The sequence below is a fragment of the Streptomyces sp. NPDC012474 genome (genome assembly GCF_042955185.1).
GTDB classification, from domain to species: Bacteria; Actinomycetota; Actinomycetes; order Streptomycetales; family Streptomycetaceae; genus Streptomyces; species Streptomyces cahuitamycinicus.
In genome coordinates this window covers 434953-461405 of record NZ_JBIBEP010000002.1, presented here as the reverse complement: position 1 = coordinate 461405, position 26453 = coordinate 434953, and the positions used below count along the sequence as shown (strand labels likewise).

The 26453-nt window shown below is 68.2% G+C and carries 22 protein-coding genes; 12 read left to right on the top strand and 10 right to left on the bottom strand.

Features of this window, described 5'->3' with window-relative positions; all coding sequences use genetic code 11:
- Nucleotides 1–23: 23 nt before the first annotated feature.
- A complete protein-coding gene (locus ACFY9S_RS06915) occupies nt 24–1469 on the bottom strand; it encodes a CCA tRNA nucleotidyltransferase (protein ID WP_391123835.1) in 1446 nt (481 codons plus the stop codon).
- Nucleotides 1470–1735: 266 nt separating this feature from the next.
- On the opposite strand from ACFY9S_RS06915, the gene ACFY9S_RS06910 reads away from it, so the two are divergent.
- The 7 genes from ACFY9S_RS06910 (at nt 1736) to trxA (ending at nt 11538) form a co-directional block, all read left to right on the top strand.
- The gene (locus tag ACFY9S_RS06910) at nt 1736–4141 is read left to right on the top strand and encodes a DUF6049 family protein (protein WP_391123833.1); all 2406 of its coding nucleotides are present in this window, start codon (nt 1736–1738) and stop codon (nt 4139–4141) included.
- A gap of 43 nt (nt 4142–4184) precedes the next feature.
- Entirely contained in the window at nt 4185–6479 is a 2295-nt protein-coding gene (murJ, locus tag ACFY9S_RS06905) for a murein biosynthesis integral membrane protein MurJ (protein ID WP_391123831.1), read from the top strand.
- 140 nt (nt 6480–6619) lie between these two features.
- Nucleotides 6620–8317 (top strand): protein kinase family protein, encoded by a 1698-nt coding sequence (locus tag ACFY9S_RS06900; RefSeq protein ID WP_391123829.1) that lies wholly within the window; start codon nt 6620–6622, stop codon nt 8315–8317.
- A gap of 27 nt (nt 8318–8344) precedes the next feature.
- Nucleotides 8345–9070 (top strand): RNA polymerase sigma factor SigM, encoded by a 726-nt coding sequence (sigM, locus tag ACFY9S_RS06895; protein WP_391123827.1) that lies wholly within the window; start codon nt 8345–8347, stop codon nt 9068–9070.
- Entirely contained in the window at nt 9067–10005 is a 939-nt protein-coding gene (locus ACFY9S_RS06890) for an anti-sigma factor family protein (RefSeq protein ID WP_391123825.1), read from the top strand. Before sigM ends, ACFY9S_RS06890 begins: the two co-directional genes overlap by 4 nt.
- Nucleotides 10006–10193: 188 nt before the next feature.
- Nucleotides 10194–11162: a thioredoxin-disulfide reductase gene (gene trxB, locus ACFY9S_RS06885; protein ID WP_391123823.1), complete on the top strand. Its 969-nt coding sequence runs from the start codon at nt 10194–10196 to the stop codon at nt 11160–11162.
- Nucleotides 11163–11205: 43 nt separating this feature from the next.
- Nucleotides 11206–11538: a thioredoxin gene (gene trxA, locus ACFY9S_RS06880; RefSeq protein WP_030847066.1), complete on the top strand. Its 333-nt coding sequence runs from the start codon at nt 11206–11208 to the stop codon at nt 11536–11538.
- 116 nt (nt 11539–11654) lie between these two features.
- On the opposite strand, the gene ACFY9S_RS06875 is transcribed toward trxA, so the two are convergent.
- The 9 genes from ACFY9S_RS06875 to rpmH form a co-directional block, all read right to left on the bottom strand.
- Complete coding sequence (locus tag ACFY9S_RS06875) at nt 11655–12272, bottom strand: GNAT family N-acetyltransferase (protein ID WP_391123822.1); 618 nt, start codon at nt 12270–12272, stop codon at nt 11655–11657.
- Between the two features lie 323 nt (nt 12273–12595).
- Entirely contained in the window at nt 12596–13696 is a 1101-nt protein-coding gene (locus ACFY9S_RS06870; protein WP_391123820.1) for a ParB/RepB/Spo0J family partition protein, read from the bottom strand.
- Nucleotides 13693–14769 (bottom strand): AAA family ATPase, encoded by a 1077-nt coding sequence (locus ACFY9S_RS06865; RefSeq protein ID WP_391124250.1) that lies wholly within the window; start codon nt 14767–14769, stop codon nt 13693–13695. Before ACFY9S_RS06865 ends, ACFY9S_RS06870 begins: the two co-directional genes overlap by 4 nt.
- Before the next feature lie 345 nt (nt 14770–15114).
- Nucleotides 15115–15831, bottom strand: a complete 717-nt coding sequence (gene rsmG, locus ACFY9S_RS06860; RefSeq protein ID WP_102907210.1) for a 16S rRNA (guanine(527)-N(7))-methyltransferase RsmG — start codon at nt 15829–15831, stop codon at nt 15115–15117.
- A 125-nt stretch (nt 15832–15956) separates the two neighbouring features.
- Entirely contained in the window at nt 15957–16469 is a 513-nt protein-coding gene (locus ACFY9S_RS06855; protein ID WP_391123818.1) for a R3H domain-containing nucleic acid-binding protein, read from the bottom strand.
- A 15-nt stretch (nt 16470–16484) separates the two neighbouring features.
- The gene (gene yidC / locus ACFY9S_RS06850; protein ID WP_391123816.1) at nt 16485–17774 is read right to left on the bottom strand and encodes a membrane protein insertase YidC; all 1290 of its coding nucleotides are present in this window, start codon (nt 17772–17774) and stop codon (nt 16485–16487) included.
- A 3-nt stretch (nt 17775–17777) separates the two neighbouring features.
- On the bottom strand, nt 17778–18152 hold the full coding sequence (gene yidD / locus ACFY9S_RS06845; RefSeq protein ID WP_391123815.1) for a membrane protein insertion efficiency factor YidD: 375 nt from the start codon (nt 18150–18152) through the stop codon (nt 17778–17780).
- The gene (rnpA, locus tag ACFY9S_RS06840) at nt 18149–18520 is read right to left on the bottom strand and encodes a ribonuclease P protein component (RefSeq protein ID WP_391123813.1); all 372 of its coding nucleotides are present in this window, start codon (nt 18518–18520) and stop codon (nt 18149–18151) included. Before rnpA ends, yidD begins: the two co-directional genes overlap by 4 nt.
- Before the next feature lie 21 nt (nt 18521–18541).
- A complete protein-coding gene (gene rpmH, locus ACFY9S_RS06835) occupies nt 18542–18679 on the bottom strand; it encodes a 50S ribosomal protein L34 (RefSeq protein ID WP_003975051.1) in 138 nt (45 codons plus the stop codon).
- Nucleotides 18680–19053: 374 nt separating this feature from the next.
- On the opposite strand from rpmH, the gene dnaA reads away from it, so the two are divergent.
- The 5 genes from dnaA to ACFY9S_RS06810 all read left to right on the top strand — a co-directional run bounded on the left by dnaA (nt 19054) and on the right by ACFY9S_RS06810 (nt 26046).
- Entirely contained in the window at nt 19054–21153 is a 2100-nt protein-coding gene (gene dnaA / locus ACFY9S_RS06830) for a chromosomal replication initiator protein DnaA (RefSeq protein ID WP_391123811.1), read from the top strand.
- A gap of 990 nt (nt 21154–22143) precedes the next feature.
- Complete coding sequence (dnaN, locus tag ACFY9S_RS06825; RefSeq protein WP_102907216.1) at nt 22144–23274, top strand: DNA polymerase III subunit beta; 1131 nt, start codon at nt 22144–22146, stop codon at nt 23272–23274.
- Nucleotides 23275–23470: 196 nt separating this feature from the next.
- Nucleotides 23471–24346 carry a phosphogluconate dehydrogenase (NAD(+)-dependent, decarboxylating) gene (gnd, locus tag ACFY9S_RS06820; RefSeq protein WP_391123809.1) on the top strand — a complete coding sequence of 292 codons (876 nt, stop codon included), beginning with the start codon at nt 23471–23473 and terminating at the stop codon, nt 24344–24346.
- A 36-nt stretch (nt 24347–24382) separates the two neighbouring features.
- Nucleotides 24383–25504, top strand: coding sequence for a DNA replication/repair protein RecF (gene recF / locus ACFY9S_RS06815; protein WP_391123807.1), 1122 nt, complete (start codon nt 24383–24385; stop codon nt 25502–25504).
- Entirely contained in the window at nt 25501–26046 is a 546-nt protein-coding gene (locus tag ACFY9S_RS06810; protein WP_102907219.1) for a DUF721 domain-containing protein, read from the top strand. Before recF ends, ACFY9S_RS06810 begins: the two co-directional genes overlap by 4 nt.
- Nucleotides 26047–26453: the final 407 nt, after the last annotated feature.

Here is a 26453-nt window from a genome sequence, read left to right as displayed (position 1 = left end):
AAACATGACCCCGTTTCACAGCCTCAGCTCTCCTGTCCGGCCCACCACTCCTTGAGCGCGGCCACCGCAGCGTCCTGCTCCATCGGCCCGTTCTCCAGGCGTAGCTCCAGCATGTGCTGGTAGGCGCGGCCGATGACCGGGCCGGGGCCGACACCGAGGATCTCCATGATCTGGTTGCCGTCGAGGTCCGGGCGGATCGAATCCAGCTCCTCCTGCTCCTCCAGCTTGGCGATCCGCTCCTCCAGCCCGTCGTACGCACGCGACAGAGCCGCCGCCTTGCGCTTGTTGCGGGTCGTGCAGTCGGAGCGGGTCAGCTTGTGGAGGCGGTCGAGGAGCGGGCCGGCGTCACGGACGTAACGGCGGACCGCCGAGTCCGTCCACTCGCCCGTGCCGTAGCCGTGGAAGCGCAGGTGGAGTTCGACCAGACGTGAGACGTCCTTCACCAGCTCGTTGGAGTACTTCAGAGCCGTCATGCGCTTCTTGGTCATTTTGGCGCCGACCACCTCGTGGTGGTGGAACGAGACCCGGCCGTCCTTCTCGAAGCGGCGCGTGCGCGGCTTGCCGATGTCATGCAGCAGGGCAGCCAGGCGGAGGGTGAGGTCAGGACCGTCCTCCTCCAGCGCCATCGCCTGCTCCAGGACGATCAGCGTGTGGTCGTAGACGTCCTTGTGGCGGTGGTGCTCGTCACGCTCCAGGCGCAAGGCCGGCAGCTCGGGCACAACGCGTTCGGCAAGTCCCGTTTCGACGAGCAGAGTGAGGCCCTTGCGCGGCTGCTGGGAAAGGATCAACTTGTTCAGCTCGTCCCGCACCCGCTCGGCCGAGACGATCCCGATGCGCTCGGCCATCTCCGTCATCGCCGTGACGACCTCGGGGGCGACCTCGAAGTCGAGCTGAGCCGCGAAGCGCGCGGCCCTCATCATCCGCAGCGGGTCGTCAGAGAACGATTCCTCAGGCGTGCCGGGCGTGCGCAGCACACGGGCCGCGAGATCCTCGAGCCCGCCGTGCGGGTCGATGAACTCCTTCTCCGGCAGCGCCACCGCCATGGCGTTCACCGTGAAGTCTCGGCGGACGAGGTCCTCCTCGATGCAGTCACCGTACGACACCTCAGGCTTGCGCGAGGTGCGGTCGTAGGCCTCCGAGCGGTAGGTGGTCACCTCGATCTGGTAGCCGCCCTTGTGGGCGCCCACCGTGCCGAACGCGATCCCGACCTCCCAGACGGCGTCAGCCCACGGGCGCACGATCTTGAGGACGTCCTCGGGACGGGCATCGGTGGTGAAGTCCAGGTCGTTGCCGAGCCGGCCCAGCAGCGCGTCCCGTACCGAGCCGCCGACGAGGGCGAGTGAGAACCCCGACTCCTGAAAGCGGCGGGCAAGGTCGTCGGCCACAGGAGCGACCCGCAGCAGTTCACTCACCGCGCGGTGCTGCACCTGGCTCAGGGCACTGGAGGTTTCTTCGTTGGCGTTCGGCACAACAGAAGAGGGTACGTGGCCCGGGCCAACGCGGGCTCCTCCTATTCCGCACACCCAAGGATGGGGACACGTCCGTTATAGGCTCACAAGCCAAGCTCTTGAGCCGTAAAGACCTGCTCCCCACCATAGAGCCGCATACCGGCCCTCGTGGTGTCGGCCCGCGATCTTGTGGAGCGGACCGCGGCACTTCCCCTCAGCGCGCATCGTTACCATGCGTGGACGCACATTCCGACGACCACTGACGACGACGAGGGACGGACGAGCGCGTGGCCGAGGCGGCAGACTTCCAGGGGACCAGTGCCTCACCTGCCCGCCGCTGGCTGCGGCGCACTGGGGCACTGCTCGTCGGCGCGCCCCTGCTGGCCGGCCTCCTCCAGTTGCCCGCCGTCACGTCGGCGGACGCGGCCGGACAGGAGTTCCCGCAGGCTGCCTCCAGCGCGGGCTCGGTGTCGGTCGCGGTCGACTCGCTCAGCCCCAGCGCCCCCTCGGAGGGGGACACGGTCACGGTGTCGGGCACCGTGACGAACAACGGGAAGCAGACGGTCACCGGCGCTCACGTCGACCTGCAGGTGGGGCCCCCTCTCGAAACCCGCTCGGCGATCGACACCCTCGCCAAGAAGAGCGACGACCTCCAGGGACCTTCCGGCAAGAAGGTCGGCGGCAAGTACACCGAGAAGTTCTCCAAGCTCACCCCCGGCGTCGCGGAGCCCTTCAGCATCTCCGTACCGGCCGACAAGCTGGATCTCGCAGGCGACGGTGTCTACCAGCTGGCCGTCTCGCTGTCCGGAAAGAGCTCGGCGCGGCCCTGGGACCAGATTCTCGGCATCCAGCGCACGTTCCTGCCGTGGCAGCCGGAGGAGGCAGGCACCAGGACGAAGACCACCTTCCTGTGGCCGCTGGTCTCCAGTGCCCACATGACGGCCGAGACGGGCTCGAACGAGCAGCAGACACCGGTCTTCCGTGACGACGAGCTCGCCGAGGAGATCGCCCCCGGCGGCCGACTCGACCAGATGGTGTCGCTGGGCAAGGGCCTCGATGTCACGTGGATGGTCGACCCGGACCTGCTGGCATCCGTCGACGCGATGACGCGGAGCTACCAGGTCCGCGGCGCGGACGGCGCCACCACCCCCGGCAAGAACCAGGAGATCGCCAAGCACTGGCTGGCCGAACTCCAGCAGGCGGTCACGGGCGAAGAAGTGGCCGCCCTGCCGTTCGGCGACCCCGACCTGGCCTCCCTCGCCCACAACGGCACGAACGTCACCGGCTCGCTGAGCCACCTCAAGGAGGCCACCGACGTCGCAGCCGAGACGGTGGACACCATCCTCCACGTGAAGCCGTCCACGGACTTCGTCTGGCCGGTGGACGGTGCCGTCGACCCGTCGATCGTGAAGGTCGCCACATCAGCGGGCGCCGACAAGGTGATCACCCGCAGCGACAGCCTCCAGGACAACCTGTCGTACACACCCTCCGCGGCCCGGCCCATCGGCGGTGGCACGACAGCGGTCGTCGCGGACTCCCGGATGTCCACCGCGTTCCACGGCGATCTCACCAAGGCCTCCGCCTCCACGCTCGCCGTGCAGCGTTTCCTGGCCCAGAGCCTCACCCTCGGCCTGCAGACCGGCAAGCAACGCAGCGTCGTCGTCGCCCCCCAGCGCATGCCGTCCGTGAGCCAGGCGCAGGCCATGGCCGAAGCGCTGGCGGCCCTCCAGGGCGGGAACTGGTCCGAGTCGCAGGACCTGACGGCCGCCGCCAAGGCCAAGCCGGACCCTGCTGCCAACACGAAGGTGCCGCCGGCCTCCGCGTACCCCTCCTCGCTGCGCAAGCAGGAGCTGCCGCGGGCGGCCTTCGAGCAGATCGCCAGGACCCAGGGCAAGCTCGACAAGTTCAAGGTGATCCTCACCCGGCAGTCCCGGGTGGTGACCCCCTTCGGGCGGGCCATGAACCGGGAGATGTCCACGTCGTGGCGCGGCCGGGGCGTCGCGGCGGTCGGATACCGAGATGGCATCGAGTCGTACCTCAACGGGCTCATCGACGGGGTCAAGCTGATCCAGAAGTCGGAGACCAAGCTCTCCGGCCGCAGCGCCACGATCCCGGTGACCGTCCAGAACAACCTCGTCCAAGGCGTCGAGCACCTGCAACTGCGGCTCACCTCCAAGAACCCCACGCGCCTCAAGATCGGCGGAGACGCCTACGAGGAGCAGCCGGTCACCGTCAACGGCGGCCACGCCCAGTCGGTGAAGTTCACCACGTCGGCCAACGCCAACGGCCAGGCGGAAGTCGTCGCCCAGCTGTACACGGAGGACGGCCAGAAGTACGGCGCCCCGGTCGCCTTCGACGTGAGGGTCACCGAGGTCACTCCCACGGTGATGCTGGTCATCGGCGGTGGCGTTCTGCTCCTGGTCCTCGCGGGCTTCCGGATGTACACGCAGCGCAAGCGCGCCGCCGCCCGTGAGGCGGCCGAGGACGAAACGGCCGAGGCGGACGACGAGATCGACGGCTCGCAGAGCCAGGTCGACACTCCGCAGAACCCGGAGGCCTCCGGCACACGTCTTGAGCAGGAGACCGAGGCCGGCTCCCGGGCTGACAGCCCGGAGCAGCCGAGTGACCCGGCCCCGGACACCGCAGCGGAAAGCGCCGACCCGTCCGGCACGGGTGAGAGAGTGGACCGTTGAGAAGTCGTGGCCGGTGGGCCCGGGACGATGAGGTGGGGTAACCATGAACGCGCCGTACGACGGTGACCGCGGCGGTGCCGCGGGCAGCCCGGGCTACCCCGGTGCGGGCGAGCCCGAGGGTTCACCGCCCGAGCACGGCCAGGTGCAGCCGCAATCGCCCGCGGACATGTACCTCCAGGACGCCTACGGCCAGGACCCCTACCGGGCTCAGGACCTCTCGGCCCAGGACCCCGTCGGCGAGGCGCTGTACGACCGCGCCGCGCACCCGCCGCCCGCTCCCGGCACGTACCAGCCGCAGCAGCACCTCTACGGCCAGCCGCCGCAGTCGCCGTACGCGCCCGACCCTCAGGTGTGGGCACAGACACCCGCGCCCGAGCCGGAGGGCGTAACGCGGCATCTGCCGTACGGCGACGACCCCCGTACCACCCAGTTCGTGGGCGTGGACGACCTCGTCTCCCAGGCGGGTGAGCCGCGCCAGGAGCCGGACGCCTTCGCGCATCTCTTCCGGGACCAGCAGCAGAGCAGCGGCCACCCGTCGTACGAGACGCCGTCGGTGCCCGGCCCGTCCCCGGCTCCGGGGCAGATGGCACAGGGCCCGTACGCAGCGCAGGACCAGTACGCAGCGCCAGGCCGGACCGCGGCGGCACCGCCCCTCGTGGACGAGGAGCAGGCGCCCGAGCCCGCCGCCTCGTCCGCCCCGAAGAAGAGCGGCCGCGCCGCGGGCCTGATGAAGTCCAGCGCCGTGATGGCGGCGGGCACGATGGTCTCCCGCCTCACCGGCTTCATCCGCTCGGCACTGATCGTGTCCGCTCTGGGCGTGGGCCTCCTCGGTGACACCTTCCAGGTCGCCTACCAGCTGCCGACGATGATCTACATCCTCACCGTCGGCGGTGGCCTCAACTCCGTCTTCGTGCCGCAGCTCGTACGCGCCATGAAGGAGGACGACGACGGCGGCGAGGCCTACGCCAACCGCCTGCTCACCCTGGTCATCGTGACGCTCGGCGCACTCACCGCTCTCTCGGTCCTCGGCGCGCCGCTCCTGATCCGTGTGCTGTCCGACCCGGTGGCCACCGACCCGGCCGCGAACCAGGTCGCCGTCACCTTCGCCCAGTACTTCCTGCCCACGATCTTCTTCATGGGCATCCACGTGGTGATGGGCCAGATCCTCAACGCACGCGGCAAGTTCGGCGCGATGATGTGGACCCCGGTCCTGAACAACATCGTCATCATCGTGACGCTGGGCATGTTCATCTACGTCTACGGCACCGCGGCCGACTCCGGGATGAAGGCCACGACCATCCCGCCGGAGGGCCAGCGCCTGCTGGGCATCGGCGTACTGCTCGGCCTCGTGGTCCAGGCGCTGGCGATGATCCCCTATCTACGCGAGACCGGTTTCCGGCTGCGGCTGCGCTTCGACTGGAAGGGCCAGGGCCTCGGCAAGGCCGTCACGTTGGCCAAGTGGACGGTCCTGTTCGTCCTCGCCAACCAGGCGGGCGCCATGATCGTCATCCAGCTGTCCACCGCCGCGGGCAAGGCCTCACCGGTCGACGGCACCGGCTTCGCCGCCTACGCCAACGCACAGCTGATCTGGGGTCTGCCGCAAGCCATCATCACGGTCTCCCTCATGGCCGCACTGCTGCCACGCCTGTCACGCTCGGCGGTCGAGGGCGACGGGGGCGCCGTCCGTGACGACATCTCCCAGGGCCTGCGCACCACGGCGGTCGCCATCGTGCCGATCGCGTTCGGGTTCCTGTCCCTCGGCATCCCGATGTGCACGCTGATGTTCGGCCCCTCGGGCACCAGCGAGGCCACCAACATGGGCTTCATGCTGATGGCGTTCGGGCTCGGCCTGATTCCGTACTCGGTGCAGTACGTGGTCCTGCGTGCCTTCTACGCCTACGAGGACACCCGAACTCCCTTCTACAACACGGTCATCGTGGCCGCGGTCAACGCGGGCGCCTCGGCGATCTGCTACTTCGTCATCCCGTCGCGCTGGGCCGTGGTCGGTATGGCCGCCTCGTACGGCCTGGCCTACTCGATCGGCGTCGGCGTCGCCTGGCGCCGGCTGCGCAAGCGCCTCGGCGGGGACCTCGACGGCGCCCGCGTCCTGCGGACTTACGCCCGGCTGTGCATCGCGTCGGTCCCGGCCGCCCTGCTCAGTGGCGCGGCCTGCTACGGCATCGGACATTCCCTCGGCCAGGGCCCCGCGGGCTCGCTCGCCGCGGTCCTGGCAGGCGGCGCGGTGCTGCTCGGGATCTTCTTCGTCGCCGCCCGGCGCATGCGCATCGAGGAACTGAACTCGCTGGTCGGCATGGTCCGCGGACGCCTGGGACGCTGAGTCGGGGGGTAGGCGCACAACCATCGTCAGCCACCGCGTGTCGTGCATAGCGGCGGACTGTGGGCACAATTGGTTTCGGCTTCGGACGGCGCGCAATAGATGCCGGCCGGCGCGCAATGGATGGGGAGGCAGGAACGACGGTGGCGGAACGGAGTACGGCTGCCGTCGACGTGGCAGACAACAGCGACGACACGTCGCTGACCGCACAGGCGGACCAGTCCACGGCCGACGGGGTGGCCAAGAACCGGGAGCGGGACACGGACAGCGACGAGGCACAGGAGAGCACCCGGACCGACGGTGCCGGAACGACCTCGCCGCCCGAACTGCACAGTGGTCACAAACTCGCCAGACGCTACCGCCTCGAGGAGTGCGTCACCCGTCTGGACGGTTTCAGCAGTTGGCGTGCCGTGGACGAGAAGCTCCGCCGTGCCGTCGGCGTGCACATCCTGCCCGCCGACCACTCGCGCGCCCGCTCCGTCCTGGCGGCCGCCCGCTCCTCCGCCCTCCTGGGCGACCCCCGCTTCGTCCAGGTGCTGGACGCGGTGGAGGAGAACGACGTCGTTTACGTCGTCCACGAGTGGCTTCCCGACGCGACGGAACTGACCACGCTCCTCGCCTCCGGTCCCCTGGAGCCCTATGACGCCTACCAGATGGTCAGTCAGGTCTCCTCCGCGATGGCCGCAGCCCATCGTGAGGGCCTTGCCCACCTGCGGCTGAACCCCAACGCCGTACTGCGCGCCTCGACCGGCCAGTGGCGTATCCGCGGCCTCGCCGTGAACGCCGCCCTGCGCGGCGTCGTGTCCGACACCCCGCAGCGCACCGACACCGAGTCCATCGGCGCCCTGCTGTACGCGGCGCTCACCCAGCGCTGGCCGTACGAGAGCGACGCCTACGGTCTGTCGGGCCTGCCGAAGGACATCGGCCTGATCGCGCCCGACCAGGTGCGGGCCGGCGTGCACCGCGGTCTGTCCGAGCTCTCGATGCGCGCGCTCGCCAACGACGGTGCCACCGCCTCCCGGCACGAGTCGCCGTGCACCACGCCTGAGGAGTTGGTGAAGGCGATCGGCGAGATGCCCCGCATCCGTCCGCCGGAGCCGGCCTTCACCGCCCCGCCCGAGTACCAGCGCACGACGTACCAGCAGGGCACCTACGGCCGTCAGAGCCCGCGCCCCGGCGTCACCCAGCCGATCGCGACCCCGCCGCCCCCGCTCCAGAGCCGCACGGGCAAGGCCCTGAAATGGGCCGTCTCCGCACTGCTGATCGCTGCTCTGGGCCTCGGCAGCTGGCAGCTCGCGGACGCGCTGATGGACCAGGGCGGCAAGAACGAGGACCCGGGCCAGACGCAGACGAACGACGGGAACGACAAGAGCCCGAAGAAGCCGGCGGGCGGCAAGCCCATCACCATCAGCGGTGCCCGCGACTTCGATCCTCTCGGGGATCAGACGGAGAAGCCGTCGGCCGTAGGGAAGGTCTACGACAACAGCACGGCCACCTATTGGCAGACGGACTTCTACCTGAGCGCGGACTTCGGCCGTCTGAAGTCGGGCGTCGGCATCATCCTCGACCTCGGCAAGACCCAGCAGGTAGGGAAGGTGACCGTCACATTCGTGGGGGACACCTCGGTCGAGCTTCGGAGCGCGAGCCCCGACGCGGGCTCGGAGCCGACGTCCCTCGACTCCTACTCCGAGGTCGCCCAAGGTTCGGGAACGACCGTCCAGCTCAAGCCCGACAAGTCTCTCAAGAGCCGGTATCTCCTGGTGTGGCTGACGAAACTGCCCATACAGCCCGACGACGGCAAGTGGCGCGGCAGGGTGGCGGACATCAAGGTGACCAGCTGACGGCATCTGCCTCGAGGAAGGAGGCCGATGGCAGACGGCACCGGATGTGACGGAGTGAGCGATCAGGATTTGCTCGCCCGCCACGTCGAAGGCGACCCCGATGCCTTCGGTGAGATCGTGCGGCGGCATCGCGACCGGCTCTGGGCCGTCGCCCTGCGGACGCTCGGCGACCGCGAGGAAGCCGCTGACGCGGTACAGGACGCCCTCGTGTCCGCATACCGGGCCGCCCACACCTTCCGGGGCCAGTCGGCCGTCACAACGTGGCTGCACAGGATCACGGTGAACGCCTGTCTGGACCGCGCCCGCAAGGCGGCCTCCCGGAAGACCTCTCCCGTCGACGACACCGAGCGCCTGGAGCAGCTGCTGGAGCCGCACGAGTCGGCCTCGGCTCCTGCCGAGCGCAATGATGTCCACCGACAGCTCATCGAAGCCCTGGGAACCCTGCCGACCGACCAGCGTGCCGCGCTCGTCCTGGTGGACATGCAGGGCTACCCGGTCGCCGAGGCGGCCCGCATCCTCGACGTGCCCACCGGCACGGTGAAGAGCAGATGTGCGCGCGGAAGAGCCAGACTCCTGCCGCTGCTCACCCATCTACGGCAGGACGGCAGCGGTGAGGGCAAGAACCCGGGCGGGGAACGGAACCGGACGCAGAGCCCGGCCGTCCCACCCGCAGCGGGCCCGCCCCAAGCGGGATCCACGGACACAGGACCGAGCGACTCAGCTGCAGTGAAGGGCGGAGGTGGACGAGCGTGACGTCGACGACAGACATGGCCGGGCACCCGGACGTCGCGGAGATCTCCGACCTCGCCGAGGGACTCCTCCCGCCGGACCGGACCACCGACCTGCGCCGCCACCTTGACGAGTGCGAGCTCTGCGCGGATGTGTACGCCTCCGTGGAGGAGATCCGCGGCCTGCTCGGCACGCTGCCGGGCCCGCCCCGTATGCCCGCCGACGTCACGGGCCGCATCGACGCCGCTCTCGCCGCCGAGGCACTACTGAACGCCAGCGGTCCGGAGTCCTCGGAGAGCCCGGAGCCGGAAAGTGCTCCCGGTTCCGGCGCTGTCGGTGCCCCGTCCGATGACAACAGCGGTGTGCGTGTTTCACGTGAAACATCGACGCCTGCCGACCGACCCACCGGCCGTCCCCGCTCCTCCACCACCGGCCCAGGCCGCAAGGACCGAACGCGCATCGGGCGCCGCAGGATCGCCGTTCTGGGGACCGTCTTCACGGTGGCCGCCCTTGGACTGGGCTCCGTCCTGCTGTCATCACTCGGAGACAACAAGCCGCCCCATGACACGGCTGGCGAACGACAGACCACTGCCGCAGACACCTTCTCCGAAGGAAAGCTGCAGAAGCAGGTCACCGATCTCCTGTCCGAGAACAAGACCAAGGGTGGCGGCTCCCGCACCCCCTTCGGCGCAGCGACGGCCCCCGGCACCAACCAGCCCAGGGTCTTCAAGGAAGCCGTGGTTCCCGGCTGCGTCCGCGACGGCATCGGACGCGACGATGCGGCCCTGGCCACCGAGAACGGCACCTATCAAGGGAAGAAAGCCATGCTCGTGCTGCTTCCCGCCGCCTCTGACGCCACTCGTGTCACCGTCTACATCGTCGACGCGACCTGTGTGGACCAAGCGGCGTCCACTGCCGTCGGCAAGGTGCTCCTGGAGCGCACCTATCCATCCGCCTGAGCGAACGCTCCTTCTTCGCTCTTCGGATCGGCCGCAGCCTCACCACAGGGCCGCCACAGGGTGCCGGTTCTCCGTGTGCCCGGACACAGCGGGAATGCGCGCCCCTTAGGATCCGTTGGGTGGGGTGAGAGTTCCGAAAGAAGCTCCCACCGGTCGAACGACGCAGTCCAGAGACGAGGAATCAAGCCGTGAGCGACGTCCGAAACGTGATCATCATCGGCTCCGGGCCCGCCGGCTACACGGCGGCCCTCTACACCGCGCGCGCGTCGCTGAAGCCGCTGGTGTTCGAGGGTGCCGTCACCGCCGGTGGTGCGCTCATGAACACCACGGACGTCGAGAACTTCCCGGGCTTCCGGGACGGCATCATGGGCCCTGACCTCATGGACAACATGCGCGCCCAGGCGGAGCGCTTCGGAGCCGAACTCATCCCGGACGACATCGTGGCTGTTGATCTGAGCGGTGAGATCAAATCCGTCACGGACACGGCCGGCACCGTCCACCAGGCCAAGGCCGTCATCGTCACCACCGGCTCGCAGCACCGCAAGCTGGGTCTGCCGAACGAGGATGCCCTCTCAGGCCGTGGTGTGTCGTGGTGCGCCACCTGCGACGGGTTCTTCTTCAAGGACCAGGACATCGCCGTGATCGGCGGTGGTGACACCGCGATGGAGGAGGCCACCTTCCTCTCGCGGTTCGCCAAGTCCGTGACCGTCGTCCACCGTCGCGACACCCTGCGCGCCTCCAAGGCCATGCAGGAACGCGCCTTCGCCGACCCGAAGATCAACTTCGTGTGGGACAGCGAGGTCGCCGAGATCCAGGGCGACCCGAAGCTCTCGGGTCTGAAGCTGCGCAACCTCAAGACCGGTGAGATCTCGGACCTGCCGGTGACCGGGCTGTTCATTGCCATCGGCCACGACCCGCGCACCGAGCTCTTCAAGGGTCAGCTCGATCTGGACGAAGAGGGCTACCTGAAGGTGGAAGCGCCGTCGACGCGCACGAACCTGACCGGCGTCTTCGCCGCCGGTGATGTGGTCGACCACACCTACCGTCAGGCGATCACCGCGGCCGGGACCGGCTGCTCCGCAGCTCTCGACGCCGAGCGCTACCTCGCCGCCCTGGCGGACGAGGAGCAGCCCGAGCCCGAGAAGACCTCTGTCTGACCTCTCCCTACCCGCCCCACGCACAACCATTAAGGAGCCCTCCGTGGCCGGCACCCTGAAGAACGTGACCGACGACTCCTTCGAGCAGGACGTCCTGAAGAGCGACAAGCCTGTTCTGGTGGACTTCTGGGCCGCCTGGTGCGGTCCTTGCCGCCAGATCGCGCCGTCCCTCGAGGCGATCGCCTCCGAGTACGGTGACAAGATCGAGATCGTCAAGCTGAACATCGACGAGAACCCGGGTACGGCCGCCAAGTACGGCGTCATGTCCATCCCGACCCTGAACGTCTACCAGGGCGGCGAGGTCGCCAAGACCATCGTGGGCGCGAAGCCGAAGGCCGCGATCGTCCGCGACCTCGAAGAGTTCATCGCCGAGTGATTCAGCTGAACCGTCGCTCCGGCGGTGCATGTTTCACGTGAAACACGAATGGGCCGACCCGGAAGGGTTGGCCCATTCGTTTGGCTGCTCTACAGCGTCACAAAGAGAGGCTGCTTCTACAGAGGTCGCAAGGCCGGCTCCTTCTGCACGGCACCCAGAAGCCGGTCCAGTGCCATCTCGACGTCTTCCTTCCAGGAGAGCGTCGACCTCAGTTCCAGCCTCAGCCGGGGGTGGACGGGGTGCTGGCGGACCGTCTTGAACCCGACCGCCAGAAGGTGATCGGCGGGCAGCACACAGGCGGGTTCCTTCCAGCGCGCATCTCCGAAGGCCTCGATCGCCTTGAACCCGCGCCGCAGCAGATCCTTGGCTACCGTCTGCACCATCACCCGGCCCAGTCCCTGCCCTTGATAGCCCGGCACGATGAACGCGGTGATCAGCTGTACCGCATCAGGTGAGACAGGACTCGTGGGAAACGCCGTGGAGCGAGGCACATAGGCAGGCGGGGCGAAGAGGACGAAGCCCACCGGCACGTCGTCGACGTACACGACCCGTCCGCAGGATCCCCAGTCCAGCAGAACCGCCGAGATCCAGGCCTCCTTCTCCGGAGCCGCTGTGCCCGCCTTTACCGCGGCCTCACCGCTGACTGGGTCGAGTTCCCAGAAGACACACGAACGACAACGCTTGGGCAAGTCCTGGAGGTTGTCCAGCGTGAGCGGTACGAGCCGGCGGCCCATGAAGGCTGATCCTCGCTTCCTTCGCCCGCCGCCGCGTCGCGGGCGGCTGTCAGAGCGCTCCGTTCCCTGAGGAGACTGCCGATGAACCCACCGACCGCTCCCAGTCCCAAACCGGTGCTCACCAGTCCGGTGCGGCTCATGGTTCGCATGGCCCCTGCCTTCTCTCAGAGGTGTTGCCAAGTGGTTGCGCCGTGCTCGAACGCATCGTATCGACGTTGCGATTCCATCGATACCGCCAGAAAGGAAAGAGCGGGCCACGTTCCGGCACACACCGGACACGGCCCGCTCTCCCTCCTGCACAGCAGACGCTCCTAGCCGGAGGCTCAGGACTCACTCGCCTCGGAGTCGCCCTCCAGCAGACTCTTCTGAAGGACCGGCCCCTCGCCAGGAGCGAGTGAGCCAAGGATCCGCTCGAGATCCTCCATCGAGGCGAACTCGACGGTGATCTTGCCCTTCTTCTGCCCCAGGTCAACCTTCACGCGCGTCTCGAAGCGGTCGGACAGCCGCGTGGCGAGGTCGGACAGCGCAGGAGAGACCCGCGCACCGGCACGCGGGCCCTTGGGCTTCTGAGCCTTCTGAGGCCGCGACCCCATCAAGGTCACGATCTCCTCGACGGCTCGCACCGAAAGGCCTTCGGCCACGATGCGGTGGGCCAGCCGGTCCTGCTCCTCCGAATCCTCGACAGAGATCAGCGCCCGGGCGTGGCCTGCTGAGAGCACCCCGGCGGCCACCCGACGCTGCACGGCCGGCGAGAGCTTCAGCAGACGCAGGGTGTTGGAGACCTGCGGCCGGGACCGGCCGATACGGTCCGCCAGCTGATCATGCGTGCAGCTGAAATCCCTCAGCAACTGGTCGTAGGCGGCTGCCTCTTCCAGGGGATTCAACTGGGCGCGGTGCAGGTTCTCCAGCAGAGCGTCCAGGAGGAGCTTCTCGTCCTCCGTGGCCCGCACGATCGCCGGGATCGCCTCGAGACCCGCCTCGCGGCAGGCGCGCCAGCGACGCTCACCCATGATGAGCTCATAGCGGGCGGGACCCACCTGCCGCACGACGACCGGCTGAAGAAGCCCCACTTCCTTGATGGAGGTGATGAGCTCGTGCAGCGCGTCCTCGTCGAATACCTCACGGGGCTGACGAGGGTTCGGCGTGATGGAGTCGAGAGGGATCTCGGCAAAGTGCGCACCGACGGGCGCCGCAGGCGCGGCGGGAGCAGTCGGCTGCACCGACTCCTCTGTTTCACGTGAAACAGTCGGCAGAGTCGCCACCTTCGCCGCGGCCACCCCACGATCGTTCGGCAGGGCAGGTACTGCCGCAGGGGATGCGGAAACAGCGTTCCCCGCCGCAGCCTGAGCCACCGACTTCTCCGTCGGCGCAGCAGGGATCAGTGCGCCGAGACCACGGCCCAACCCCCTTCGTCGCTCGCTCACTGAATGCCCTCCACCATGCTCGGGTCGTTCTGCTGTACGCCGATATGAGCGTGCGTCGCGTCATAGCTGATGCCGACGCCCTTCAGCGCGATCTCTCGTGCCGCCTCAAGGTAGGAGAGGGCACCACTCGATCCAGGATCGTAAGTCAGTACCGTCTGCCCATAACTCGGCGCCTCCGAGATACGGACAGAGCGGGGGATGCTCGTGCGCAGTACCTCGTCACCGAAGTGGGTGCGCACCTCTTCCGCGACCTGGGACGCGAGCCGCGTCCGGCCGTCGTACATGGTGAGCAGGATGGTCGACACATGAAGGGCGGGGTTGAGGTGCCCCCGCACCAGGTCGACGTTGCGTAGCAGCTGCCCGAGGCCTTCCAACGCGTAGTACTCGCATTGGATGGGGATCAGTACTTCCTGTCCCGCCACCAACGCATTGACCGTCAGGAGACCGAGGGAGGGCGGGCAGTCGATGAGGATGTAGTCCAACGGCTGCTCGTACGCCTGGATCGCACGCTGCAACCTGCTCTCCCGTGCCACCAGAGACACCAGCTCGATCTCCGCACCGGCGAGATCGATCGTGGCGGGGGCACAGAAGAGGCCCTCGACGTCGGGGACCGGCTGGACCACCTCGGAGAGCGGCCTGCTGTCGACCAAGACGTCGTAGATGGACGGCACTTCGGCGTGGTGGTCGATGCCCAGCGCGGTGGACGCGTTGCCTTGAGGGTCAAGGTCGACCACCAGGACCCGGCCACCGTGCAGCGCCAGGGATGCGGCAAGGTTGACGGTTGTCGTTGTCTTGCCCACACCGCCCTTCTGATTGGCGACCACCATGATCCGGGTCTGCTCGGGCCGTGGCAGGCCCTCGCCGGCGCGGCCCAGAGCCTCCACCGCCAGTTGGGCAGCACGACCGATGGGAGTGTCGTCCATCGGAGGCGGCGTTTCACGTGAAACATCCGCCCCCATCGACTCGGTACGGGGACCGGGGACCGGATCGGTCATCGGTCCCGCGATGTTGGCGTCGGACCGCACGGATTCACTCTCCTCGACTTCAGGCTCGCAATGAACAGAGCCTCCCATGTCTTCGGGGTCGTGAACCAGTGAGGCCTGGCGTTCTGTGGAGAAATCCACCTCTGTGGATACCTCAGGTGCCTCATCGAGTGAACCTAGAGGCTTTCGGTCGCGGGGTTCGGCCGCGGCGCGGCCACGACTGATGATGCCGTGCAGCAGTGAGCGACGTTTCACGTGAAACACGATGCACAGCAGCCGAGGCCGTACAGTCGCGACACTCCGGCTTGCATAGGTTTGGCAGCTTGTGTGGAGTACGTCTCGTCGTCAGGACGGATCAGCGTCGAAGAGCGGAGAACTGCCGGAAAGGCCGGACCAGTGCCGGAAGAACGGAGAGCATCCGACAGCCCGGTCGGCTCAACGCCGTCGGCGCGTCCGCCCCGTGCGAGCCGCCTTGGCACGCTTCGCGGCGAAGCGCACACCACCGGGGCTCTCTCCAACCTCGACCCGTACGACGGTGGACATCGGATCCACCACACCCTCACCCACATGCAGGATGGATGTCTCCACCGCCCCCAGTTTGCTGAGCGCCGCCGACGCGCTCTTCAGCTCCTCTTCGGCGGCGTCGCCCTTGAGCGCGAGCATCTCCCCGTACGGCCTCAGCAGCGGGATGCCCCAGGTGGCGAGCCGGTCGAGCGGCGCGACGGCCCGAGCCGTCACCACATGGACCGGTTGGATCTTCCCCATGACCTCTTCGGCCCGGCCGCGCATGACGGTCACATGATCGAGGCCGAGCAGCTCCACGACCTCGGTGAGGAAGTTGGTGCGCCGCAGCAGCGGCTCCAAGAGCGTGATCTTCAGGTCGGTACGGACCAGCGCCAGCGGAATGCCGGGAAGACCAGCGCCGGAGCCCACATCGCACACCGTCACGCCGTCGGGCACGACCTCTGAGAGCACCGCGCAGTTCAGCAGGTGCCGCTCCCACAGGCGGGGCACCTCCCGCGGGCCGATGAGACCGCGCTTCACGCCCGCCTCGGCGAGCAGCTCGGCGTACCGCACAGCATCCGCGTAGCGATCACCGAACACCTCGCGCGCCTGCTCGGGCGCGGGGGGAAGCTCCGCTGCCTCCGTCACGGGGGACCGTCCTTCCGTACCGCGTCAGCGCACCCGGCGCCGACACCAGAACCACCAGAACTATCAGGCTGACAAAGTTCGGCCCCGCCTGCGCAACAGACGGGGCCGGAGAACGTAAGGGCCGATCAGGCAGGCAGCACGACGACGAAGCGCTCCGGCTCCTCGCCCTCGGACTCACTGCGCAGACCCGCAGCCTTGACCGCGTCGTGCACGACCTTGCGCTCGAAGGGCGTCATCGGCTTCAGCTTGACGGCCTCACCGCTGCTCTTGGCCTCCGCCGCGGCCTTGGCGCCCAGCTCGGACAGCTCCGAACGCTTCTGCGCCCGGTAGCCGGCGATGTCGAGCATCAGGCGGCTGCGGTCACCCGTCTCCCGGTGCACGGCCAGACGGGTGAGCTCCTGGATGGCCTCCAGCACCTCGCCGTCACGGCCGACCAGCTTCTGCAGCTCACGGCCGCCCGCGTCGCTGATGATCGAGACGGAGGCCCGGTCGGCCTCGACGTCCATGTCGATATCGCCGTCGAGGTCGGCGATGTCGAGCAGACCCTCCAGGTAGTCCGCCGCGATCTCGCCTTCCTGCTCCAGGCGAGTCAGGGTGTCTGCACCCTCGGCAGCAGCGGAGGTGGTGCCTTCCGTCACGGGATGGACTCCTTCTTACTTCTTGGACGGGGACTTGGGCCGCTGCGGGCCCTTGCGCTGTCCGGACTGGGCCTTGCTGCGGGTTCCACCGGCGGGCTTCGCGCCGCCCTTCTTGGCAGCGGCGGCGGGCTTGGCGTCCTCGGGCTCGTCGGACTTGGACAGCGACGTCTTCGGCTCGTCCTCACCCGCCGCCTTGGCACCGGTGGCTCCACCGTGCTGACGTTGCGACTTGCTCTGCCGCTTGGGCTGCTGGCGTTTCGCAGCACCGGCGGCGGTGGTCGGCGTACCGTCCTCGGCCTCAGCCGCCACCGCGGTGTCGCTCTTGATCACGGTGCCGTCGGCCTGGGCGGCGAGGTTGGCCTTGCTCAGGCCGTTGATGAACTTGCGCTCGAACTCGTTGCGGTCGCGGCCCTTGGCGACGATGGCCTTGACGATGGCCCGGTCGCGTCGCTTGCTGACCTTGTCGTGCTGCGTGACGTGCTTGGTCAGGCGCTCCAGGTACTCGGCCTGGGCCTTGGAACCCGGCGTCGGGTTGTTGCGGATGACGTACATCTGCTGACCCATGGTCCACACGTTGGTGGTCAGCCAGTAGACGAGGACACCGACGGGGAAGTTGATGCCGAAGACGGCGAACATGACGGGGAAGACGTACATCAGCATCTTCTGCTGCTGCATGAACGGAGTCTTCACCGTGGTGTCGACGTTCTTCGTCATCAGCTGGCGCTGGGTGAAGAACTGCGACGCCGACATCATGACGATCATGACGGCGGTGACCACGCGCACATCGGTGAGCGAGGCACCGAGCGCTTCCACCTTCGACGAGCTGTCGGTGAACTTCACCGCCAGGGGGGCGCCGACGATGTGCGCCTTCTGCGCGCTCTGCAGCAGGTTCTCGTTGATCACACCGATGGTGTCGTTCGACGCGATGCTGTTGAGCACGTGGTACAGGGCGAAGAAGAACGGGGACTGCGCCAGGATGGGAAGGCACGAGGAGAGCGGGTTGGTGCCCGTCTCCTTGTACAGCTTCATCATCTCTTCGGACTGACGCTGCTTGTCGTTCTTGTAGCGCTCCTGGATCTTCTTCATCTCGGGCTGGAGCGTCTGCATCGCCCGGGTGGCCTTGATCTGCTTCACGAAGAGCGGGATCAGGCAGATACGGATCAGGATCACCAGGGACACGATCGACAGGCCCCAGGCCCATCCGGTGTCAGGGCCGAAGAGGGCGCCGTACACCGTGTGGAACTGGACGATGACCCAGGAGACGGGTGTGGTGATGAAGCTGAAGAGGCTGGCAATCGTGTCCACTAATCATGCTCCTTGGGCATGGGACGGTGTCTCTGCGGCCGGGCTAGAGGGACTCGACGGACTTGTGGGAGAAGTCTGTCCCTCGGTGGCCGGTCGGACGGCGGAGGGCCCGCCCTTGCGTGCACGCCACGCGTTACGCAGCATTTCGTGCCACCGCGGACGCTTGCGCGGCGGGACATGGTCCACACCGCCCAGCGACCACGGATTGCACCGCAGGATGCGCCATGCCGTGAGTGCCGTTCCCTTGATGGCACCATGCCGGTCGATGGCCTTGTAGCCGTAGTGGGAGCACGACGGGTAGTACTTGCAGACCGGCCCGAGCAGCGGACTGATCGTCCACTGGTAGAGCTTGATCAGAGCCAGCAGCGGGTACTTCATCGCGCGCCCCCTCCCAGCAACCGCTGGAGAGCGGCATCCAGGTCTCGGGCCAGCTGTGCATGGTCGGCGTCGCCCGATCCGGGCAGCGCTCGTACGACTACCAGGCTACCGGGGGGCAGCTGGGCGACTCGCTCGCGCATCAGGTGGCGAAGCCTGCGCTTCACCTTGCTGCGCACGACCGCGCCACCCACTGCTTTGCTCACGACGAAACCCGCACGCGTCGGGGGAGCGCTCTCCCCAGGCGCATGCGGGTCCGTGGCACCGCTTCGAAGGTGGACGACGAGGTGCGGGCGTCCTGCCCGACGGCCTCGCCGCACCGCGGTCGCGAAGTCCTCGCGCCGCCTCAGCCGGTTCTCGGTGGGCAGCACGACGTCATGACCTGATCGGAATCAGGCGGACAGACGGGCGCGACCCTTGCTACGGCGGGTCGCGAGAATCGCGCGACCGGCGCGGGTCCGCATACGCAGCCGGAAGCCGTGGGTCTTCGCGCGACGACGGTTGTTCGGCTGGAAGGTGCGCTTGCTCACTCGGGGGCTCCAGAAAGAATCGGTGGTTGCGGGGTGCCGTCCTGGCTGTCACCGTGCGCCCACGAGTAGCTCGCAGTTACGCCCGAGTGCACCGCTGACCGATCACCCAAATGATCTGTGCCCATCGGAGGCAGGCGGCAGCAGCCATCGACAACTCGACCTGGTTACGGTACGCGCGGCTACGCCATCCGGTCAAACCAGGAGTCGCCGGGAGACACTTGTCCACAGGCTGGGGACAACAACTTGAACCCTACCGGCCGCCCTGACTACCGTGACGGAACTCCGATTCGTTCCCTTATCCCTGCCCCACCCGATTTACATCCCGAGCCGTCCCAGAACCACACGTTCGTGGGACCTGTGAGAGAGCGTGCCCTGTGGCTGACGTACCTGCCGATCTTGCCGCAGTGTGGCCACGCGTATTGGAGCAACTCCTCGGGGAGGGCCGCAGCCAAGGGGTCGAAGGGAAGGACGAGCACTGGATCCGGCGCTGCCAGCCTCTCGCGCTGGTCGCGGACACCGCCCTGCTCGCCGTACCGAACGAATTCGCCAAAGGCGTACTCGAGGGCCGGCTGGCGCCGATCGTCAGCGAGACACTGAGCCGCGAGTGCGGCCGCCCGATCCGGATCGCGATCACCGTCGACGACTCCGCGGGCGAGGCCCCTGCCACACCGGTGCCCTCTGCCCGCCCCCAGCCGCGCTACGAGGAGCCCGAACTCCCGTCGGCACGCCAGGACCGCGACGCATACGACCGTCCCGAGCGGGATGGATACGACCGCAAGGACCGCGACGGGTACGACCGTCCCGACCGTGACGGATACGACCGGCCGGAACGTGACGGATACGACCGCAAGGACCGCGACGCCTACGACCGTCCCGACCGGCCCGACCGTGACGCCTACGACCGCAAGGACCGCGACGGGTACGAGGGGTACGGCCGCCACCGCGCCGACCCACTGCCCGGGCAGGCCGGTGACCAGCTTCCGCCTACGCGCGCAGATCAACTTCCCACGGCCCGTCCCGCATACCCGTCCGAGTACCAGCGCCCCGAGCCCGGCGCCTGGCCCCGGCCGCAGCAGCAGGACGACTACGGCTGGCAGCAGCAGCGCCTCGGCTTCCCCGAACGTGACCCGTACGCGTCACCCGGGCAGGACTCCTACGGCTCCCAAAGCCCGTACAACCCGCAGGACGCCTATGGCACCTCCTCGCAGGACTACCGCCCACAGCCCATGGAGCGCCCCTCCTACGAGCAGTCGCGCTCCGACTACGACGCGCCACGCCCCGACTACGACCAGCGCGACCCGGTACGCCGTGAGCTGCCCGAGCCGCCGGCCGGTTCCGGGCACGTGCACCGGGGCGGCCCGGTCGGCCCGAACCTGCCGACGACCGGTGCGCCCGGCCCACTGGCCGCGCAGCCCGCGCCGGCGACCGGCCCCGGTGAGCCCACCGCACGCCTGAATCCGAAGTACCTCTTCGACACGTTCGTGATCGGCGCCTCCAACCGCTTCGCGCACGCGGCCGCGGTCGCTGTGGCCGAGGCGCCGGCGAAGGCGTACAACCCCTTGTTCATCTACGGGGAGTCCGGGCTCGGCAAGACGCACCTGCTGCACGCGATCGGGCACTACGCGCGCAGCCTCTACCCGGGCACGCGGGTGCGGTACGTGAGCTCGGAGGAGTTCACCAACGAGTTCATCAACTCCATCCGCGACGGCAAGGGCGACAGCTTCCGCAAGCGGTACCGCGAGATGGACATCCTGCTCGTCGACGACATCCAGTTCCTGGCGGACAAGGAGTCGACGCAGGAGGAGTTCTTCCACACCTTCAATACGCTCCACAACGCCAACAAGCAGATCGTGCTGTCCTCCGACCGGCCGCCGAAGCAGCTGGTCACGCTGGAGGACCGGCTGCGGAACCGTTTCGAGTGGGGGCTGATCACGGACGTCCAGCCGCCCGAGCTGGAGACCCGGATCGCGATCCTCCGCAAGAAGGCGGTCCAGGAGCAGCTGAACGCGCCGCCCGAGGTGCTGGAGTTCATCGCGTCCCGGATCTCGCGCAACATCCGCGAGCTGGAAGGCGCGCTGATCCGGGTCACGGCGTTCGCCTCGCTCAACCGGCAGCCGGTGGATCTGGGCCTGACGGAGATCGTCCTCAAGGACCTCATTCCCGGCGGCGACGACTCGGCGCCCGAGATCACCTCGACGGCCATCATGGGCGCGACGGCGGACTACTTCGGTCTGACAGTCGAGGACCTGTGCGGCACCTCGCGCGGCCGCGCTCTCGTCACAGCCCGGCAGATCGCCATGTACCTGTGCCGTGAGCTCACGGACCTGTCGCTGCCGAAGATCGGCGCGCTGTTCGGCGGCCGCGACCACACGACGGTGATGCACGCGGACCGCAAGATCCGCAACCTGATGGCCGAGCGCCGTTCCATCTACAACCAGGTCACCGAGCTGACCAACCGCATCAAGAACGGCTGACGGCGACGGCGGTACGCCGCTGAGGGCGCTCTTCGAGGCTTCGAAGAGCGCCCTTTTCCCTGCGCAGAAGCCGTCGGGCCGGTACGCGCCGGCGCAGCGGCACACCTCTCCAAGCCCTCTCCGAGCCCTCTCTGGCCCCTGTCCGAGCCCATCCGAGCCCGCTGAGGTGGATCTCCGGCCCTGCCCTCAGGAACTGGATCGCAACCCGCTGTTCGATTACCCGCCGGGTTACGGCCGCCCTCCACAGATTCGGGGACTTTCTGCCGTCCACATCCTGGGGACCGGGAAGTTGTCCAGATCGTTTCCACAGCAGCCCCTGGTGATAGACGATCAGACCAGCTCAGATGCTTGTGGATTCGTGGACGAAGGATCTCCACAGCCTGTGGACGACGGATTGGTCCACAGCCTGTGCACCGAGTTGTCCACCGGCCGCCCACAGGCTGGGTGGAGTTGTCCCCAGCGATCGATGGCTTCTCCACATCCCTGTCCACTGTTCGGCAACGCGACGCGCCTCCTCACTGGGTCGAGTGAAAGGCGTCACACAAAGGTGCCGGGTTGGGCTGTGGGAAACTTGGGTAAAGCTGGGGACGGCGCTGGGGAGAACTCGCCTCACCCTGTGCACGGCGTGTGCAGAACTTTCTGTTCTCCACAGATACGCCCGGTTGTCCACCGCCTCCACCCACAGGACCGGTGGACAAGATTCCTGCTCTGAGCTGGGCAAACGAGGTTATCCACGGTTTCCACAGCCCCTACTACTACTCCTAACTAGAGAGAGCTGGGAATCCGTTTCGAAGGGGGCCCTGTGCACAACTCGCTCTTCGGTGCCCGGCTGCCCCTCGTCACGACTTGACCCCGAGAGGCACCTACTGTCAGTGCGGTGCGTCAGACTGGTCCCCGGTGTCCTCCCCGTCACAGGGACCGTCGACACCGAGACAGACGACGAGGGCCAGGCAGAGCGAGAAGCGCCGGCAACAGCAGGAGGCGGCAACAGTGAAGATCCGGGTGGAACGCGACGTACTCGCGGAGGCAGTGGCCTGGGCGGCACGCAGCCTCCCGGCCCGTCCGCCGGCGCCTGTCCTCGCCGGCCTGCTGCTGAAGGCCGAGGAAGGCCAGCTGAGCCTGTCCAGCTTCGACTACGAGGTCTCCGCGCGGGTGTCGGTGGAGGCCGAGGTCGACGAGGAAGGCACGGTCCTGGTCTCCGGCCGCCTGCTCGCGGACATCTGCCGCGCGCTGCCCAACCGGCCGGTGGAGATTTCCACAGACGGTGTACGGGCGACCGTGGTCTGCGGCTCGTCCCGGTTCACACTCCACACCCTGCCTGTGGAGGAGTACCCGGCTCTGCCGCAGATGCCGAACGCGACGGGCACGGTCCCGGGTGAGGTCTTCGCCTCGGCCGCATCCCAGGTCGCCATCGCGGCCGGCCGTGACGACACGCTGCCGGTCCTCACGGGTGTCCGTATCGAGATCGAGGGCGACACCGTCACGCTGGCGTCCACCGACCGCTACCGCTTCGCGGTCCGCGAGTTCCTGTGGAAGCCGGAGAACCCGGAAGCCTCCGCGGTCGCCCTGGTGCCCGCCAAGACGCTCCTGGACACCGCCAAGGCCCTGACCAGCGGCGACCAGGTGATCCTGGCGCTGTCCGGCTCGGGCTCCGGCGAGGGCCTGATCGGCTTCGAGGGCGCCGGCCGCCGTACGACGACCCGCCTGCTGGAGGGTGACCTCCCGAAGTACCGCTCGCTGTTCCCGACGGAGTTCAACAGCGTCGCCGTCATCGAGACCGCCCCCTTCGTGGAGGCCGTCAAGCGTGTGGCCCTGGTCGCCGAGCGCAACACCCCGGTGCGGCTCAGCTTCGAGCAGGGCGTGCTGATCCTGGAGGCCGGTTCCAGCGACGACGCACAGGCTGTGGAGCGGGTCGACGCCCAGTTGGAGGGTGACGACGTCTCGATCGCCTTCAACCCGACGTTCCTGCTGGACGGCCTGAGCGCCATCGACTCCCCGGTCGCCCAGTTGTCCTTCACGACGTCCACGAAGCCCGCGCTGCTCAGCGGCAAGCCCGCGCTGGACGCCGAGGCGGACGACGCCTACAAGTACCTGATCATGCCGGTGCGCCTCAGCGGCTGAGTCTGCCCGGGCGTCGGGAATCGTCGGCGGCTGTCCACAGGCTGAGGATAAATCCGCAGGTGAGGGCGTACGACTGAGCGCGTATGCCCACAGATGTGCGCGAGCGTCCGGGTTTAGGCTCGGACGCGGGTACGAGAGTGCCTCGCGGTACGCACGTGCCGCCTCGCCACGTCGCAGAACCTAAGGAACGCAACTGATGGAGCTCGGTCTCGTCGGCCTCGGCAAGATGGGCGGCAACATGCGCGAGCGGATCCGCCGCGCAGGTCACACCGTCCTCGGATACGACCGCAACCCGGACCTCGCCGATGTCCACAGCCTGGAAGAGCTGGTGGGCAAGCTCAGCGGCCCGCGCGTGATCTGGGTGATGGTCCCGGCCGGTGAGGCCACGCAGTCCACCATCGACGAGCTCGCCGAGCTGCTGGAGCCCGGCGACGTCGTCGTGGACGGCGGCAACTCCCGCTGGACCGACGACGTGAAGCACGCCGAGGAGCTGGCGGCCAAGGGCATCGGCTTCGTCGACTGCGGTGTCTCCGGCGGCGTCTGGGGCCTGGAGAACGGCTACGCGCTGATGTACGGCGGCGACGCGGAGAACGTCGCGAAGGTGCAGCCGGTCTTCGACGCGCTCAAGCCGGAGGGCGACTACGGCTCGGTGCACGCGGGCAAGGTCGGCGCGGGTCACTTCGCGAAGATGGTCCACAACGGCATCGAGTACGCGATGATGCAGGCCTACGCCGAGGGCTGGGAGCTCCTGGAGAAGGTCGACTCGGTGACCGACGTCCGGGAGGTCTTCCGCTCGTGGCAGGAGGGCACGGTCATCCGCTCCTGGCTGCTGGACCTCGCGGTCAACGCGCTCGACGAGGACGAGCACCTGGACGAGCTCCGGGGTTATGCACAGGACTCCGGTGAGGGACGCTGGACGGTGGAAGCAGCCATCGACAATGCGGTGCCGCTGCCGGCGATCACGGCGTCGCTGTTCGCGCGGTTCGCTTCCCGCCAGGAGGACTCGCCCCAGATGAAGATGATCGCGGCGCTGCGGAACCAGTTCGGCGGCCACGCGGTCGAGACCAAGTAAGCAACACCCGAGGTTGGGGAGGTCGGCGAAACGACCATGCACGTCACGCATCTGTCGCTGGCCGACTTCCGCTCGTACTCCCGGGTCGAGGTCCCGCTCGACCCGGGGGTGACGGCCTTCGTCGGGCCGAACGGGCAGGGCAAGACCAACCTCGTGGAGGCCGTCGGCTATCTCGCCACCCTCGGCAGCCACCGGGTCTCTTCCGACGCCCCGCTGGTCCGCATGGGCGCCGAGCGCGCCATCATCAGGGCGCAGGTCCGGCAGGGCGAGCGGCAGCAGTTGGTCGAGCTGGAGCTGAACCCGGGGCGGGCCAACCGGGCCCGTATCAACAGGTCCTCGCAGGTCAGGCCGCGTGACGTGCTGGGGATCGTGCGGACCGTGCTGTTCGCGCCCGAGGATCTCGCGCTGGTGAAGGGCGACCCAGGTGAGCGGCGGCGTTTCCTCGACGAGCTGATCACCGCGCGCTCCCCGCGTATGGCCGGGGTCCGCTCCGACTACGACCGGGTCCTCAAGCAGCGCAACACCCTGCTGAAGTCGGCCGCGCTGGCCCGTCGGCACGGCGGTCGGACCATGGACATGTCCACCCTCGACGTGTGGGACCAGCATCTCGCACGCGCGGGCGCGGAGTTGCTCGCCCAGCGTCTGGATCTGATCGCCACGATCCAGCCGTTGGCCGACAAGGCATACGAGCAACTCGCCCCGGGTGGCGGTCCGGTCGCGCTGGAGTACAAGCCGTCCGCGCCGGGTGAGGCGCACACCCGTGAGGACCTCTTCGAGCAGTTGACGGACGCGCTCGCGGAGGCCCGCAAGCAGGAGATCGAGCGCGGTGTCACCCTGATCGGCCCGCACCGGGACGACTTGCAGCTCAAGCTCGGCCAGCTCCCCGCCAAGGGCTACGCCTCCCACGGCGAGTCCTGGTCCTATGCGCTGGCGCTGCGTCTGGCCTCGTACGACCTCCTGCGAGCGGAGGGCAACGAGCCGGTGCTGGTGCTCGACGACGTCTTCGCCGAGCTGGACACCCGCCGCCGTGAGCGCCTTGCCGAACTGGTCGCGCCCGGCGAGCAGGTCCTGGTGACGGCGGCGGTCGACGACGACGTACCGCATGTGCTGTCCGGGACGCGGTTCGCCGTGTCCGAGGGGGCGGTGGAGCGCGTATGACGGAGAACACATCCGGCGAGGCTCCCAAGGTCCCGAAGCCGCCCGAGCCCTCCGGCGTCGACCTCGCGCGCGTGGCGTTGCGCGCCGCGAGGGACGCCGCACGCGCGCGCGGGGACGCGGCGCAGCAGAGGAAGCAGGCGCGCCGCGGGGGGTTGCGCTCCGGAGCGCGCGCCGACGGGCGCGATCCGATGGCGCTCGGTTCCGCGATCAACCGGCTGATCACCGAACGCGGTTGGGAGGCGCCGGCCGCGGTGGGCGGTGTGATGGGCCGGTGGCCGCAGATCGTCGGCGAGGACGTGGCCAAGCACTGTGTGCCGGAGAAGTACGACGAGGGCGAGCATGTCCTGACCGTGCGCTGCGACTCGACGGCCTGGGCGACGAACCTGCGGTTGCTCGCGCCCACGCTGGTCGCGCGCCTCAACGAGGATCTGGGGCACGGCACGGTGCAGCTGATCAAGGTGCAGGGACCCGGCGGCCCGGCCCGCCGCTATGGGCCGCTGCGCGCCCCCGGCAGTACCGGTCCGGGCGATACCTACGGCTGATCGGCACCGGTTTCCCACCTGTCGACAGCACGTGACTGACTTCACATCCGGGGCTTCCGCCGGTGCTTTGGCGGGGTCGGCGGTGCTGTCGTCGTGTGCCCGCACACGGTTGCGAATCGCGACCTGACTCCGAAGTAGCCAAGGGTTGACGGCCGGAAGCGCTGAGTGGCTCCGTGAGCCTCTTGGAGCCCCCATCCGTATATCGGGAGTCGGGCGAGACCCGTCGAGGGCGGCACATGCGGACTCAGGTACCGGCAAACCCCCATCAGTGTCAGTGCTACCGGTAGACTGGAAGCAATCCCGCCCCCATCGTGGGGACCGTCCGGGAAAAGCTGAGCAACGCTGATCAAGGCTTACCAACGCAACATGCCGCAGCCGCTCCGGCAACCCGCCGACGAGCCTGGCTC

Excerpts from the sequence above, each read along its gene's own strand:
- murJ (WP_391123831.1), top strand. The coding sequence starts at position 4,185 with ATGAACGCGCCGTACGACGGTGACCGCGGCGGTGCCGCGGGCAGCCCG.
- sigM (WP_391123827.1), top strand. The coding sequence starts at position 8,345 with ATGGCAGACGGCACCGGATGTGACGGAGTGAGCGATCAGGATTTGCTC.
- ACFY9S_RS06875 (WP_391123822.1), bottom strand. The coding sequence starts at position 12,272 with ATGGGCCGCCGGCTCGTACCGCTCACGCTGGACAACCTCCAGGACTTG.
- ACFY9S_RS06865 (WP_391124250.1), bottom strand. The coding sequence starts at position 14,769 with ATGGGAGGCTCTGTTCATTGCGAGCCTGAAGTCGAGGAGAGTGAATCC.
- yidD (WP_391123815.1), bottom strand. The coding sequence starts at position 18,152 with ATGAAGTACCCGCTGCTGGCTCTGATCAAGCTCTACCAGTGGACGATC.
- gnd (WP_391123809.1), top strand. The coding sequence starts at position 23,471 with ATGGAGCTCGGTCTCGTCGGCCTCGGCAAGATGGGCGGCAACATGCGC.
- recF (WP_391123807.1), top strand. The coding sequence starts at position 24,383 with ATGCACGTCACGCATCTGTCGCTGGCCGACTTCCGCTCGTACTCCCGG.
- ACFY9S_RS06810 (WP_102907219.1), top strand. The coding sequence starts at position 25,501 with ATGACGGAGAACACATCCGGCGAGGCTCCCAAGGTCCCGAAGCCGCCC.